The organism is Streptomyces coffeae (assembly GCF_016741875.1).
In the GTDB taxonomy this organism is placed as follows: Bacteria; Actinomycetota; Actinomycetes; order Streptomycetales; family Streptomycetaceae; genus Streptomyces; species Streptomyces coffeae.
In genome coordinates this window covers 337,831-351,728 of record NZ_JAERRF010000007.1, presented here as the reverse complement: position 1 = coordinate 351,728, position 13,898 = coordinate 337,831, and the positions used below count along the sequence as shown (strand labels likewise).

Annotated in this window: 15 protein-coding genes and 1 pseudogene; 9 read left to right on the top strand and 7 right to left on the bottom strand. The window is 69.2% G+C overall.

Going from position 1 to position 13,898, the window contains the following annotated elements; all coding sequences use genetic code 11:
• The first annotated feature begins 153 nt into the window (after nucleotides 1–153).
• The gene (locus tag JK363_RS44195; protein ID WP_201875318.1) at nucleotides 154–2,058 is read left to right on the top strand and encodes a B12-binding domain-containing radical SAM protein; all 1,905 of its coding nucleotides are present in this window, start codon (nucleotides 154–156) and stop codon (nucleotides 2,056–2,058) included.
• Entirely contained in the window at nucleotides 2,055–3,224 is a 1,170-nt protein-coding gene (locus JK363_RS14725; protein ID WP_201875317.1) for a MalY/PatB family protein, read from the top strand. The genes JK363_RS44195 and JK363_RS14725 overlap by 4 nt, the downstream gene beginning before the upstream one ends.
• 42 nt (nucleotides 3,225–3,266) lie before the next feature.
• Here the strand turns inward: JK363_RS14725 and JK363_RS14720 are convergent, their stop codons facing one another.
• Both JK363_RS14720 and JK363_RS14715 read right to left on the bottom strand, forming a co-directional pair.
• Nucleotides 3,267–4,091, bottom strand: a complete 825-nt coding sequence (locus tag JK363_RS14720) for an ABC transporter permease (RefSeq protein WP_201875316.1) — start codon at nucleotides 4,089–4,091, stop codon at nucleotides 3,267–3,269.
• Nucleotides 4,088–5,077 (bottom strand): ATP-binding cassette domain-containing protein, encoded by a 990-nt coding sequence (locus JK363_RS14715; protein WP_201875315.1) that lies wholly within the window; start codon nucleotides 5,075–5,077, stop codon nucleotides 4,088–4,090. The genes JK363_RS14720 and JK363_RS14715 overlap by 4 nt, the downstream gene beginning before the upstream one ends.
• On the opposite strand from JK363_RS14715, the gene JK363_RS14710 reads away from it, so the two are divergent.
• From JK363_RS14710 to JK363_RS14695, 4 genes are all read left to right on the top strand, one after another.
• Entirely contained in the window at nucleotides 5,064–5,201 is a 138-nt protein-coding gene (locus JK363_RS14710) for a hypothetical protein (RefSeq protein WP_201875314.1), read from the top strand. The genes JK363_RS14715 and JK363_RS14710 overlap by 14 nt on opposite strands.
• Before the next feature lie 50 nt (nucleotides 5,202–5,251).
• Nucleotides 5,252–6,034, top strand: a complete 783-nt coding sequence (locus tag JK363_RS14705) for a TioE family transcriptional regulator (RefSeq protein WP_201875313.1) — start codon at nucleotides 5,252–5,254, stop codon at nucleotides 6,032–6,034.
• Between the two features lie 58 nt (nucleotides 6,035–6,092).
• Nucleotides 6,093–6,848 carry an SDR family NAD(P)-dependent oxidoreductase gene (locus JK363_RS14700; RefSeq protein ID WP_201875312.1) on the top strand — a complete coding sequence of 252 codons (756 nt, stop codon included), beginning with the start codon at nucleotides 6,093–6,095 and terminating at the stop codon, nucleotides 6,846–6,848.
• 119 nt (nucleotides 6,849–6,967) lie between these two features.
• A complete protein-coding gene (locus JK363_RS14695) occupies nucleotides 6,968–8,215 on the top strand; it encodes a pyridoxal phosphate-dependent aminotransferase (protein WP_201875311.1) in 1,248 nt (415 codons plus the stop codon).
• A 160-nt stretch (nucleotides 8,216–8,375) separates the two neighbouring features.
• Here the strand turns inward: JK363_RS14695 and JK363_RS14690 are convergent, their stop codons facing one another.
• Both JK363_RS14690 and JK363_RS14685 read right to left on the bottom strand, forming a co-directional pair.
• The gene (locus tag JK363_RS14690) at nucleotides 8,376–8,924 is read right to left on the bottom strand and encodes a winged helix-turn-helix transcriptional regulator (protein WP_307821727.1); all 549 of its coding nucleotides are present in this window, start codon (nucleotides 8,922–8,924) and stop codon (nucleotides 8,376–8,378) included.
• A 55-nt stretch (nucleotides 8,925–8,979) separates the two neighbouring features.
• Nucleotides 8,980–9,267: a DUF5996 family protein gene (locus tag JK363_RS14685; RefSeq protein ID WP_201875310.1), complete on the bottom strand. Its 288-nt coding sequence runs from the start codon at nucleotides 9,265–9,267 to the stop codon at nucleotides 8,980–8,982.
• 220 nt (nucleotides 9,268–9,487) lie between these two features.
• Between JK363_RS14685 and JK363_RS14680 the strand changes: the two genes are divergently transcribed.
• On the top strand, nucleotides 9,488–9,823 hold the full coding sequence (locus tag JK363_RS14680; RefSeq protein WP_307821726.1) for a hypothetical protein: 336 nt from the start codon (nucleotides 9,488–9,490) through the stop codon (nucleotides 9,821–9,823).
• A gap of 143 nt (nucleotides 9,824–9,966) precedes the next feature.
• Here JK363_RS14680 and JK363_RS14675 read toward each other — a convergent pair.
• Nucleotides 9,967–10,259: pseudogene (locus JK363_RS14675) on the bottom strand (glycosyltransferase); the annotation flags it as partial.
• A 73-nt stretch (nucleotides 10,260–10,332) separates the two neighbouring features.
• Nucleotides 10,333–10,950 carry a TOPRIM nucleotidyl transferase/hydrolase domain-containing protein gene (locus tag JK363_RS14670; RefSeq protein ID WP_201875308.1) on the bottom strand — a complete coding sequence of 206 codons (618 nt, stop codon included), beginning with the start codon at nucleotides 10,948–10,950 and terminating at the stop codon, nucleotides 10,333–10,335.
• Nucleotides 10,951–11,342: 392 nt separating this feature from the next.
• On the opposite strand from JK363_RS14670, the gene JK363_RS14665 reads away from it, so the two are divergent.
• Nucleotides 11,343–11,759 carry a VOC family protein gene (locus JK363_RS14665; RefSeq protein ID WP_201875307.1) on the top strand — a complete coding sequence of 139 codons (417 nt, stop codon included), beginning with the start codon at nucleotides 11,343–11,345 and terminating at the stop codon, nucleotides 11,757–11,759.
• Nucleotides 11,760–12,109: 350 nt separating this feature from the next.
• The gene (locus JK363_RS14660) at nucleotides 12,110–13,444 is read left to right on the top strand and encodes a phosphatase PAP2 family protein (protein WP_201875306.1); all 1,335 of its coding nucleotides are present in this window, start codon (nucleotides 12,110–12,112) and stop codon (nucleotides 13,442–13,444) included.
• A gap of 1 nt (nucleotide 13,445) precedes the next feature.
• Here the strand turns inward: JK363_RS14660 and JK363_RS44665 are convergent, their stop codons facing one another.
• Complete coding sequence (locus tag JK363_RS44665) at nucleotides 13,446–13,898, bottom strand: winged helix-turn-helix transcriptional regulator (protein ID WP_201875305.1); 453 nt, start codon at nucleotides 13,896–13,898, stop codon at nucleotides 13,446–13,448.

The following is a 13,898-nucleotide window of genomic DNA, read 5'->3' as shown; positions in this document are numbered from 1 at the left end:
CTGCGTCATGATGGATTGGCGACGTCATGTAGTGACGCGGAGTCGAACGTCGCGGTGCAATGGCGCAAAAGAGAGGGAGCCTCCAAAGACCCCATGGAACACCCGTGTTCCATGACGCCCACGACACTGAAATGTGGAGGGGGAGCAGTTCGAGTGCATCAGGAAATCGAGGTCCGACGAATTCCGCGAACCGGTGTCTCCGCGGACCTCGCCCAGCGCCGGGCCCGCCGCCGGGCCCGGCTCGCCGAGCAGCTGCGCGACGGCCGACGCCCTGACCGCTGGTTCCCGGTGCTGTCCGTGCTCGCACCGGTCATGACCCAGGCGGAAGGGGAGATCACCTACCCCGGTGACCCCATGTGCCTGTACGCGGCGTTGTCGGTGGCCGTGCACAACGCGGTCCACGACGCCGTGCCGCTGGAGCGGGCGCGGCACTACAACGATCTTGCGCCCCGGTGGACGAGGTTCCCGGACCAGTCCTACCGCCTCTCCGTCGAACACGACGGCTTCCGGGTCCACGGCGACGACCCGAACACCGACGAGACCGTCTACGACCCGCGCGTATGGGACCAGCACGCCAAGAACCGCTGGCTGGAACTGCTGCGCCGGGCGCGGCCGAAGGTGGTGCTGATCTCCAGCGTCTCCCCCGCGCACCGCTACGCGCTGGAGATCGCCGCGATGGCCAAGGCAGAGGTCCCCGGGGTGTTCGTCGTGCTCGGCGGGCGGCACGTGGACGAGACGATCACCTGCCTGCCCGGCAAGGACATGATGATGGTGGCCCCGAGCAGCACGCTGTCGGTGATCCGCACCGGCAAGGTGCCGCACGTCGTGGACGCCACCATCTCCGGAGAGGCCTACTACTCCCTCGACCTGCTGATGCGGGCGATCGCGGCGGCCGTCGACCTGGACACGGACCTGGTCCGGCCGGACGCGGTGCGCAGGTTGCTGGAGGAGTTATTGTCCGAGCAGGAGCCGATGCCCGGCCGCTCCCTGATCACCTTGCTGACCCCCGAGACCACCCTCGCCTACCCGCAGGAGGGCCCGAAAATCGACCTGGCGGCCCTGCCGTCGCCGTACGAGGGTTTCGCGATCCGCTCCCGGTTCCCGATCTTCGTCGACCCGCGCACCGACGAGATCCGGCGCACCGCACATGTGATGGTCTCCAACGCCTGCCCGTACCAGTGCAATTTCTGCTCGGAGACGGCGAAGCTGGCGGGCGGCCTGAAGAGGTTCCGCCAGACCTCCGCGGGCGTCAACCGCGTTGTGGAGTACGTCGGTTATGGCGCGGAGGCGCTGTTCTTCGACGACTCGGTGTTCTGGAGCGGCACCTACCGCGATGTTGTCGACTTCTGCGAGGAGCTGTGCCGGGTCCGCGAGACACCGGCCGGGGAAATGGCGGAGCACCATCGCCGCCTTCTCCCCACCGCCGCCGATGTGGAGCGGCTCGGCCGGCTGGAGTGGGGGGCGCAGCTGACCGTGGACGTCCTGGTCGCCCTGCACTCCCTCGAGGAGTCCCGGCGGACCCTGGAGATCATGCGGGCGGCCGGGTGCAGCTACGTCTACATCGGCATCGAGAGCATGTCCGACCAGGTGATGGACAAGATCCACAAGAATATCCGGCGGGTGGAGGGGCACAGCTGGGCGGAGAAGGTGCGCGCGGCGGTGTCGCTGGTGAAGTCGACGGGACTGCGGGTGGGTACGTCCGTCCTGTTCGGCCTGGAGGGCGAGACCCGGGCCAGCATCGACGAGACGATCGCCGGGGTGAGCAACCTGATCGCCGACAAGCTGATCGATCTGGCCAGCCCCAACATACTGACGTACCACCCGGCGACCCCGATCACGAGGATCCACGGCATGGTCGACAAACTGGACTACCACTCGCCGAATCTCGACAACCGCAAGCCGTACACCTATTTCGAGGAGGCGTTCCCGGGCGTGGTGTCCGTCGCGCTGAGCGAGGAGGACCTCTGGTACATCCACACCGAGACCGACCACCGCTGGGGTACGACACGGAACGACAGCGCGGCGGTCCCGCTCGACCAGGGGCAGGTGGGCGTGTGACCCGACTCGACTCGGTGGACCTGGCCGGATTCCGGGTCAGGGACGGGGAGAAGTGGGGCAGCGTGGCGGACGGAGTGCTGCCCGCGTGGATCGCCGACATGGACTTTCCGGTGGCCCCCGCCGTGCGGGAGGCCGTGCTGCACCGCGTGGACACCGATCTGGGCTATCCGTCGGGGTACGACGAGTCCGACGGCGGCCCGCTGGGGCGCACCTTCGGCGACCGTATGCGGCGTCGCTTCGGGTTCGCCGCCGATCCGACACATGTCCGCACCTTCACCGACATCAATCAGGCAATGCAGGTCGCGCTGCACCTGGGCACGAAGACCGGTGACCCGGTGGTGCTGCACTCCCCCGCCTGCCCGCCCTTCACGGACGTCCTGGTCAAGCTGGGGCGTCCGCCGCGGCCGGTGCCCGTCGTGCACCGCGACGGGGACTGGCAACTGGACCTGGACCGGGTGGCCGACGAGGTGCGGGCCGGGGCCCGCGCGCTGTTCCTGGTCAACCCGCACAATCCGACCGGGCGGGTGTTCCGCCGCGCCGAGCTGGAGGCGCTGGCCGAACTGGCCGTCGCGCACGACCTGTTGGTGATTTCCGACGAGGTCCACGCCGACCTGGTCTTCGACGGCCACCGGCACATCCCGTTCGCCTCGCTCTCCGCGGACGCCGCCGCGCACACCGTCACGCTCACCTCGGGAAGCAAGGCGTTCAACCTGGGCGGGGCACGCTGCGCGGTGGCCCATATCGGGGTGCCGCGGCTGCGCGAGGCCGTCGACGCCCATCGCGGCATCCTGTTCGGCCAGGTCGGGATTCTGGCCATGACGGCGCTGAAGGCGGCGTGGACCTCCGGCGACGGCTGGCTGGACGGCGTCCGCGAGGTGATCGCGCGCAATCGGCTGCGGGTGCACCAGGAGCTGCCCGAGGGCGTGGTGCGCCACCTGCCGGAGGCCACCTTCCTGTCCTGGCTGGACTGCCGTCCGCTCGGCCTGGGCCACGACCCGGCGAGCTTCTTCACGGAGCACGCCCGGGTGATGCTCTTCCGCGGCGGCGACTTCGGCCCCGAGGGGCTGGGCCACGTACGGCTCAACTTCGCCACGACGCCGGACATCCTCGACGAGGTGCTGCGCCGTATGCGGGAGGCGGTGGCGCGGGTGCTGTCCCAGCACTGACGGGTGGGTCCGGGGCGCGGCTTTCGGCCGCGCCCCGACACGTCAACGCGCCGTCAACGACTCGAACTTGCGCATCGACAGCCAGCCGAAGACCACGATCAGCCCGAAGGACCAGGCGACCGTCTGCAGCACGTCGCTCGCCGCGGGCCCGCCGGTGAACAGCGCGCGCAGCGCGTTCACGGCCGTGGTCATGGGGCTGTTGGCCGCGTACACCTGGAGCCATCCCGGCATCGTCTCGGTCGGCACGAACGCCGAGGAGATCAGCACGAACGGGAAGACCCACACGCCGCCCGCCGCCTGGGCGGCCTGCGCGCTGTGCACCGACAGACCGATCCAGGCGCCGAGCCATGACACCGCGTGGCCGAACAGCAGCAACAGCAGCATGCCGCCCAGCGCGGGCAGGAAGCCGTTCTCAAAACGGAAGCCCATGAGCAGACCGATGGGCACCATCACGGCCAGCGAGGCCACGGTGCGGAAGACCTCCGACACCGTACGGCCGAGGAGTACGGCGGTGCGGCTCATCGGCATCGACCGGAAGCGGTCCATCAGCCCCGTGCGCATTTCCGCGGCGACGCCGATGGTGGTGCCGGTGGCCGATCCGTAGAGCGCCATCTGGACAAAAATGCCGGGCAGCAGGAACTGCACATAGTCCCCGCCGACCTCGATCGCGCCGCCGAAGACATACGCGAACAGCAGAATGAACAGCACCGGCTGAAGGAGCGAGTACAGCACCATCTCGGGGCTGCGCACCAGATATCTGATGTTGCGCAGCGTCATTTCCCACAGGTCGGAGAACCACCAGGAGACCCCGCCCTGCGGCCGCGCTGCCACCGCGCTGCTATCGGGCGTCAAGGCCGCGGACGTCATGACCACGTGGTGTCCTCCCCGGTCTTCTCGTCGGTCTCCGGCTCAGCGGAATGCGCGGCATGTCCGGTCACCGCGAGGAACACATCGTCGAGCGTCGGACGGCGTACGGACACATCGCCGATCTGGACGCCGGATTCCCGGAGCGTGTGCAGCAGATCGGCCAGCGAACCGCCGTCGGAGAGCGGCGCCTGCACCCGCAGCGTCTCCGGGTCGGCGGTCAGACCGGCGCCCAGCTGGTCCCGCAGGAGTTCGGTGGTCGTGTCGAAGTCGGCGGTGTCGATCAGGGTCACCACGGCCCAGTCGTTTCCCACCTGCGACTTCAGCTGGTCCGGGGTGCCGCTGGCGATGACCTTGCCTTGGTCGACCACCGACAGCGAGTGGGCGAGCTGGTCGGCCTCTTCCAGATACTGCGTCGTGAGCAGCACGGTGGTGCCCTCCGCGACCAGCTCACGGACGATCCGCCACAGTTCCATCCGGCTGCGCGGGTCGAGGCCGGTGGTCGGCTCGTCGAGGAAGATGAGCCGGGGCCGGGCCATGAGGCTCGCGGCGACGTCGAGCCTGCGCCGCATGCCGCCCGAGTACGTCCGCGCCGGCCGGTCGGCCGCGTCACCGAGGTCGAAGCGCTCCAGCAGTTCGCCGGCGCGGGTCTTCGCGGCCGGCCTGGACAGCCGGAACAGCCGGCCGATCATGACCAGGTTCTCGCGCCCGGTCAGCAATTCGTCGACCGCCGCGTACTGTCCGGTCAGTCCGATGATGCGGCGCACCTGTCGTGGATCCCTGCGCACGTCGACGCCGAATACCTCGGCCCTTCCGTCGTCCGGCGTGAGCAGGGTGCTCAGGACGCGGACGATGGTGGTCTTGCCCGCGCCGTTGGGTCCCAGCAGGCCGTGCACCGTCCCTTCCGGCACGGTGAGTTCGAGGTGATCAAGTGCGGTCACCGAGCCGAAGCTCTTGCATAGTCCAGCCACTTCGATGGCTGTCGGCATTCCGATGGTCCTTCCCGAGATCGACCTGTCGGCGGTGGGAATTCCGGCGCCGCGCATTTCCGCCGCCGACGCCGGGATTCACATGCTTTTGAGCGTACACCTGAAAAGTCGGTTGAAACTTTGACACCGATGGCCGTGAGAATTGGGGGGGAGCTGAGGGTAAAGTTTCAATCCATGAGACATCTGCGCCCGGTCGACCTCGCGCGTGAGCACGGCATCTCCACCCAGGCGGTCCGCAACTACGAGAAGGATGGCTGTGTCCCCCCGGCCGACCGCACCGCGAGCGGTTACCGCACCTACACCGCGTCGCACGCGGCGGCGCTGCGCGCCTATCTGGCGCTCATCCCGGCCCAGGGGTACGCGATGAGCGGGCAGATCATGCGGGCGTTGAACACAGGCCGGATCGACGCGGCGCTGACGGCCATCGACCGCGGCCACGCCCAGCTGCTGCGCGACCGGGGCACGCTCGACGCGGTCGAGGAGGCGCTCCAGGATCTCGCGCCCGCCGAGGGCGCCGCCCTTCAACCTCCCACCGGCGGCGTGGCGTTCAGCATCGGGGAGCTCGCCCGCCGCCTCGGCGTCACCCCGGCGACCCTCCGGAACTGGGAGCAGGCGGGCATCCTCACCCCGCGGCGCGAACCCGTCTCCGGACGCCGCTCGTACGGTCCCGACGACCTGCGCGACGCGGAGCTGACGCTCCTGTTGCGACGCGGCGGTCACGGGCTCGACCACATCCGCACCATCATCGAGCAGATCCGTACGGCCGGGGGCACACAGGCCCTCTACGCCGCCCTCCACGACTGGCGGCAGGGCCTCACCACGCGCGGACTCGCCATGCTGAGCGCGTCCGTCCTGGTCGCGCGGTACGTCGAGCTGCTGGACGTCGGTACGAAGGTCGGTACGAAGGATTTCCGAAAGGCACGCCGAGGTACAGACGCTTCTGGGACAGAGTCGTAGGCAGACGGCCGGCCGCAGGCGAAGCGTCGGGGCAACCACAGGCGAGGAGCGTGCGCGGATGAGTGTGTCCGGCAAGACTGTCGTGGTGACCGGCGCCGGCTCGGGCATCGGCCGTGCGGCGTGCGAGCTGTTGTGCCGGGCGGGCGCGCGGGTGGGGGCGATCGGCCGACGCGAGAAGCTGCTGCACACGCTTGGCGACGAACTGCGCACTGAACCAGGGGAGTTGGTGGCCCTGCCCGCCGATGTCGGCTCCGCGTCCGAGGTCGAGGCCGCGGTGCGGGCCCTGACCGAGCGCTGCGGCCCGGTGACCGGTGTGGTCAACAACGCCGGTCTGGCACGCTTCGCACCGATCGACTCGGCCTCGCTGTCCGACCTGGACGCCATGTTCGCGGTGCACCTCCGGGGCCCGGTGAACACGCTGCGGGCCTGCCTTCCCGCCCTGCGCGCACACCGTGGCGCGGTGGTGAACGTGTCGTCGGTCGGTGGCGCCCTGGCCATGCCGAACCGCTCCCTGTACGGCGCGACGAAGGCCGCCGTCAACAGCCTCACCCGCTCGTGGGCGCGGGAGCTGGCGCCCCGGATCCGGGTGAACGCGATCCTGCCCGGCCCGGTCGACACGCCGATGTACGCCGACCTGGGGCTCACCGACACGCAGACGGAGACGCTGCGCGCGGACCTGCTCGCGTCCACCCCGCTGGGCAGGTTCGGCGAACCCCACGAGGTCGCGAGGTGGATCACGCTGCTGCTCGACGACGACATGTCGGGGTGGATCACCGGCGCGCTCGTACCGGTCGACGGCGGCAGGACGACGTGACACCGGGCGCGGCCGACGCAGCACAGCGGAGGAGCAGTGCGGCGAACGCGCGAACGCGCGAACACACCACGGACGAGGCACAGCACGAACGGGGCCACTCACGGGAAAGGGAGAACACGATGGCAGCATCGGCGCCAGCATCAGCGTCGGCGGAGTTCCCACCGGCGGCCGGAATTCCACCGTCGTGCCTGCACGATGTGTTCCGCGCCGCCGATGCCCTGGAGCGTGAGACCGGCCGCCCGGTGAACCAACTGCACGTCGGCGAGCCCTCGTTCCGCATGCCACCAGAGGTGGCCGAGGGGCTGACCAAGGCGATCACGGACGGCCGCACCACCTATACGTCGGCCGAAGGCATGCCGCGGCTCCGGGAGGCACTGACCGCCAAGCTGGAAACGGAGAACGGGCATCACACCACCCCGGACCGGGTGTTCGTGTCCCCGGGTTCGTGCCAGGGCCTCGCCGCGCTGCTTCAGTCCATCGCCACGCCGGGCGCCGAACTGCTGCTGCCGGAGGTGCACTGGCCGATTCACCTTCAGCAGGCGCTGCTGGCCGGTTTCCGCCCGGTGTTCTATCCGCTCCGGGCCGACCTCGGTGTCGACATCGAGCGGCTCGCGGACGTGTCCGGGCCGCGCACCCGCGCGATCGTGGTGAACACACCCTCGAACCCCACCGGAGCCGTACTGGAGGAAGCCGAACTGCGGCGGCTGCTCGCGCTCGCCGAGGAGCACAACTGGTATGTGATCAGCGACGAGGCGTACGAACACTTCGTCTACGAGGGACAGCATGTGTCGCTGGCCTCGCTGGAGCGGGACCTGCCACCGGACCGGCGGCGGGTGTTCAGCACGTACAGCTTCTCCAAGAGCTACGCGATGACCGGGTGCCGCCTCGGCTATGTCGTCACCCCCAACGACGTCACGGCGAGCGCGCTGCGGGTCGTCCAAGAGGCGAGCATCATCGCCCCGGCGACCCCGGTCCAGTACGCGGGCCTGGCCGCGCTGGACGCGCACGCCGCGGTGCGGCGCCACCGCGAGATGGTCCGGGCGGCGCGGGACGAGGCGCTGCCGATGCTGGTCACGGCGGGACTGCTGGACGCGCTGCCGGCCGGCGGCTGGTACGCACTGCTCGACGTCGGACGCACCGGCATGGACGCGAACACCTTCGCCGAGGGACTGCTCGCAGCGACGGATGTCGCGGTGGCACCCGCGACGGGGTTCGCCCTGCGGCCGGTCGTCGACAACACCGGCCGGGTGACCGAGGTAGGGTCCCTGCCGATGGCGCGGCACTTGGTGCGGGTGGCGATCTGCGGCGATCGCGAGCTGCTGTGCGCGGGCGTGCGGGCGCTGGTGGACTTCGCCTCGCAGCGGTAGCGCGGCAGGGCGCCTGCCGCTCGGTTCGCGACGCGAGGAAACAGAGCGCTCGCTCCTTCGTACGCCCGGCACGGTTACGCACCCGGATTCCGAAGCGCGGCGGACGGCGCGGCGGACGCGAGCGGTCGGTGACCGGCCGCGCCCGCCCCGTGTGGCAGGCTCAGGCGGAATGCCGAGGCGGGGCGGCCTCACCGCTGCCGTGTGACAGGCCCTTCTTCCGGTATTTGAGCCGCAGAGGCTCACTGGCCACCGGCCCGGCGGTGAAACGGAACGCCTCCGAATCCACCCGCACGCCACTGACGGAGTCCACCACCACGGGCTCGACCTCCGCCCCGGTGGCGGCGTCGACCAGGATCAGGCTCCGCTCGTGGGCGGCGAGCCCACGATTGCCCCACGCCGCCATCGCCAGGATGACGGGCCGCAGCGACCACCCGAGCTCCGTCGCCTCGTACCGGCCGTCATCCCGCCGCGCCAGCAGCCCCCGCTCCTCCAGGGCGTCCAGCCGCTCGGCGAGCACCTCGTCGGACAACCCGAGGTTCTCCCGGATCTCATCAGGTTCGGTGAACCCGTCGAACACCTCGTGCAGCAGCTCCAGCGTCCACCACTGCCGTACGGCGAGCACGGTCCTGGCCAGCGGACAGTCCTTGATCCTGGGCTCCACCCCGACCACCTCCGCCCAGGTTCTGACACCGTGGCGGGGCTCCAACACAACTCTGTCCCTAACCTGTTGACGCAGTCGCACACAGTCTGACGCATGCGCGACGTCAGTGGTGTTCCCAACGGTGGGGGTCGGCTTCCAACGTCGCGCGGTCCCAGTGGGCCAGCTCGGCGGTTGCCGCGTAGGTGGTGTGCAGGAATGCGCTCAGGGCCCGGTCCGGATCAGGGGCAGTGGCGACCGCCTCGTAGGGCAGCACGAATTCGCCGGATTCCCGCCGGTAGGACGCGGCGGCGAGGCGGATCGGGTGGTCGGCGAGGCCGGCCGGCTCGGGGTAGGCGTAGGTGTAGAACGTCGGGCCGATTGAGTACCCGTGTCCTGGCGGGTGGAAAACCACCCTGCACTTATGCGGCAAAAGCCCAGGTCAGGCCCCTGAGCTTTGGTCATTCGCGTGGTCCGCCCATAAGGCCGGCCGGGGTCTTCACACGCATCGCGCGCGCCGTTCGGGAGGGGTCCCAGGGCCGGCGGGTTAGAAATGCCCAGCGGGGATCAACCCTTGAAAACAGGAGGTACAACTGATGAATACGGGCATGCGCCGACGAGCCGCGACGACTACCGTGACGCTGACCATGGCGGGCACACTGGGCTTCGGCCTGATGACGCCGGTGGCGTCTGCCGCTGGTAGCGGCCCCTGCTACGACGGGCGGTGCAAGACCACCGTATCGGCGCCCAAAACCATCAAGGTCAACAGCCGCACGTTCGGATTCGGCAAGTTGAAGATCACGCACATCAGGTCCCACTCCGTGAAGATGACGGCCGTCACCACGGGCGGAGCGCACCTGAGTGGCACCACCAGTCCGGGCGGCACCATCACGTTCAACAACCTGGAGATCTGGGTGAAGTCGGTTACCGGCCGCAAGGCCAAGCTCCAGCTGTCCCCCACGTCCTCCTGAGCTGTCGCCGAACCCCGGCGCACATCTCGCGCCGGGGTTCGACGTTCCCGTCTTCACCGTCTGCCACCTCTGGCGCAACGTGGAAGCCACTGCCCGGGCCGGGCGACGTTCACTCCGACGCGGGCGGCCTTCCCTGGCTCACTGGCGTCGAAGGTCGGCGTCGGGCCGTCGTGAGCCGAGCCGATGCCCAGCTCGGCCACTCGGTCGGCCCATTACGGCTGGTCGGCGATCAGGGGACCACCACCTGAGGCGCCCCCGCCCGGGTCGCCGTCGTCGTGGTGCCCGCGCCGCCGTGGTGCACAACGGCGGCCACCCGGCGGAACAGTGCCTGCTGGTTGACCTCGCCGACGACGAAGCGGTCATCGACGTCGTCGATCGGGGCCGGCTCGGCCCAGCCGCGCGCGAGGAGAACGCGGCGGCCGTGCGCGCGGCGCGCACACCCACATCTGCTCGCCCACCGCATACGGCGGTACGTCGGGTGGGTGGCCGAAATCGACGTCGCCCAACGGTCAGAGGTTGGTGAGCAGACCGTCGAGTGGAGCGGGGATGCGGTCGAGGTCGAGGGCCTCGACGAGGACGCGGCCGTAGCGGATCTTGCGCCCCTTCTTCGTGCCGAGGAAGCGCCGCAACTGCTGCTCTGAGGTGCGGCCCCGCTGTGCGGGCTGGCGCAGGAAGGTCTGGAGGGCGCGCAGGTCGCCCTCCGCCCGGACGAGTTCCTCCACCCGTGTCACACCCAGCGCGCGGATGAGCTCGTCTTCCAGATCCGCCGCGCAGACGAAGAACCGTTGCTGCGCCGCACTGGCCCGCGCCAAGCCGCGGGCGTAGTAGCGACGCTCCGCCTCGTCGCACAGTCCCGTGAGGCGGAGGCCCAGCCCCGGTGGCCCGAGGAGGCCGGCGAAGCGCCCGACGCTCATCGCACCGCCCATCGGCAGAACGCAGACCCCTTCGGCCGCCAGGTTCCGGCCGCGGCGCGCGGCCAGCGCACTGACCGCCGCGACGTCACTCGGCCCTTCGAGCAACACGGCCGCCCGGACGGGCAGTCGCGCCGCCAGCTCGCGCGCGGGATCGCCGGGGCCACCGGCCGCCCACGCGGTGACCGCCTCCCGGAACGACCCCATGTCAGCCATGGGACGAGTCTCCGCCCTTTCCGGCGACCTGGGTAGGGGATTTCCGCCGGCGCGTCGATCGTCGGTGAGCCGTCGGGCCCGAGGGTCCGAGGGTCCGAACGAAGGAGGAAGCTGCCACAGCAGCGGTGCCAGGCGCCACCCCATCGGACGCCGCGTCCTGCGCCAAAGCGGCACCATGATGCGCGCCGTCACCCTCGGCCCGGTCGCTGCCCGTCCCCCCGCGGGACAGCAGCCGCGGCCGACCGCCGCCCGGACCCCGCGCCCCGACCCCGTTACGGCGGTCCGCCTGCGCACCCGCCCAGGCGAGCGACCACGTCCCTCAGGTCGTCCGACTTCGCTGCTGAGGCACGTAGGCTGCCCGCGTCGACCATTCGTAACGAAAGGCACAAATTATGCCCTCTCGCCTCAACCCATACATCAGCTTCTCCGGTGAAGCGAAGCAAGCCATGGAGTTCTACAAGGAGGCCCTCGGCGGCGACCTGGCCGTCCACACCTACGGCGCCTTCGGCTCCGAGGCGCCACCCGGATACGCCGACAAGATCATGCACAGCATGCTCGAGACCGCCAGCGGATTCACACTGATGGGCGCCGACAATCCGCCCGGGACCGAACACAAACCCGGGAACAACTTCGCGGTGAGCCTGAGTGGCGACAACGCGGATGAACTGCGCGGCTACTGGGACAAGCTGTCCGACGGCGGCACCGTGTCCGTTCCGCTGGAAAAGCAGAAGTGGGGCGACGTGTTCGGCATGTGCACGGACAAGTTCGGGATCACGTGGATGGTCAACATCAGCGAGCGGCAGACCTGATCCGGACATCCGCGCGTCGGCGACCGACAGGATCGCCGACGCGTTGTCCATGTCAAGCCGCCACCAGTGAGGTTCAGCCGCTGTAAGCGGGGCTCAACGTTCCAGTTAGGCGGACAGGAGAAGTTCGGACTCCGGACCAGCGGGCCAACCACCAACGGCGCGACCGGCGAAGCCACCCGTACCGCCGCGATGGCATGATCGGAGTCTGGACGAGCACCGTCTTCGCCCGTGCTTCACCGGAAAGCCGTACTATCCAGCACGAAGAGTGACCTCTTCACCTCACACCTAACAAATCGGCCAAACAATTGATACCTACAGCATCGCGGGTGTTTTCCCGAATAAGCCGCAAAATGACGTTCGCCACGTGGCGTCAACCACGGACGATCCTGTGGGCCACCGCGGGTGTGGCGGCCCTCGGATTGCTCATCGCGCTGGAGATCGCCGCGCGTCACTACGGCGGCCAACCGGGGCCGATCACCAACCAGGCGCGAGAGGTGATCTTCGCCCCCAAACCGGGGCCGCTGTACGGCGGTCTGGCGTTGATGATGGTGGTGCTCACCTGGCGGCAACGGTTCATCGCGACCGGTGTCGCGATCGGCATCGACGTCGTCTTCGTGCTGGTGCGGTGGGCGGTCGACGCGAAGGTGCCCGACGGCCAATTTTTTGGCAACGGCGCGTTGTGGGTGATGTTGGGCTATGCGGTCATCGCGATCACGCGCCGCACGGGCCAGGAACGTGTTCTGCTGCTGAAGGGCGTCGGGCTGGGCCTGCTGCTGGTGGCAGGCCGCAAGACCGGCGATACCTGGCTGCTCATCACGGCGAAGACCCACCCGACGGTGCTCGACCAGTACGTGGCAACCGCCGATCACGCGCTGGGCAACCCGTCGTGGCTGGTGGGCCGGATCGTCAAGGCCACCGACCCGATCAGCACCGTGGTTCTCGATGACTGGGTCTACGGTGAGCTTGCGGTGGCTGCGATCGTCGTCGCGCTGTACCAGCTGCGCAACGTGGCGGTCGAGCGTCGCTTCCCGAGCCATCACCTGTTGCGCACCTTTCTGGTGATCGGCCTTGTCGGGCCGGGTATCTACATGATCTTCCCCGTGGTCGGTCCGATCTTCGCCTACGGCCCGGGCACCTCCGGCACCGGCGGCGTGCAATGGGCGGCGGCCAACCTGTGGCCGCACACACCGCCGCCGATCAGCATCCCGCACCCGATGCCGTACGACGGGATCACCCCACGCAACTGCATGCCCAGTCTGCACACGGCGTGGGCTACCGCGATCTTCATTCACTCCCGAACGGGCCCACGGATTCTGCGCTTCGCGGGCACGTTCTGGCTGATCGCCACCCTCAGCGCGACGCTGGGCTTCGGCTACCACTACGGCGTGGATCTCATTGCCGGTGTGGTGTTCACGCTCATGATCGAGGCAGCGCTGCGCGCGTTCGACCGTGGCTGGGACCGGTCAGCAATCCAGCTGGTCGCTTACGGCACCACGGTCTTCGCCGCGCTCTTGGTGTCCTATCGCTATCTGCCGATGGAAATGGCCCAGCATCCGTGGGTGTTCGGCCCCCTCCTCCTGCTGGCGATGGCCTCAGTGATCTACGGCTACGTGCGGACCACCAGACTGTGGGAACCGAAGGCCGCACCAGTGCTGCAACCGGAACCGCAACCCGAACTGGTGTGAGTCATGTGGCATCAGGTTGTGGGGGCTCCGCCGCGGCATCTGACGCGCGTGGCCGCTTCATCGGGTCCGCCCGCCGATCCGAAAGTAGTGCCCTAGTTTTGCTCCTGCCCCAGTTTTGCTCCTGCCCCGCATCGGGGGTGTCCGGGGCGCCGGCGGTAGGGGTGCCGGGATCGGCGGACTGCTCGGCCAGTTCGGCGGCCCAGGTGGCCGACCAGTCGACGAGGGGGCTGAGCGCTGTATGAGCCTGTCGTCCCAGCGCGGTGAGGGCGTAGTGGCCGTCCGAGGTTTGGTGCACCAGACGCGCCTCGATCAGCTCGACGAGGCGTTGACGCAGCACGCTGGAGGACATGTCGCCGCAGCGTCCACGGAGGGCACGGAAACCCAGGGCGCCTTCGTGTAGTTCCCACACCACTCGCAGGCTCCATCGCCGACCGAACAGATCGAGCGCGGCCAT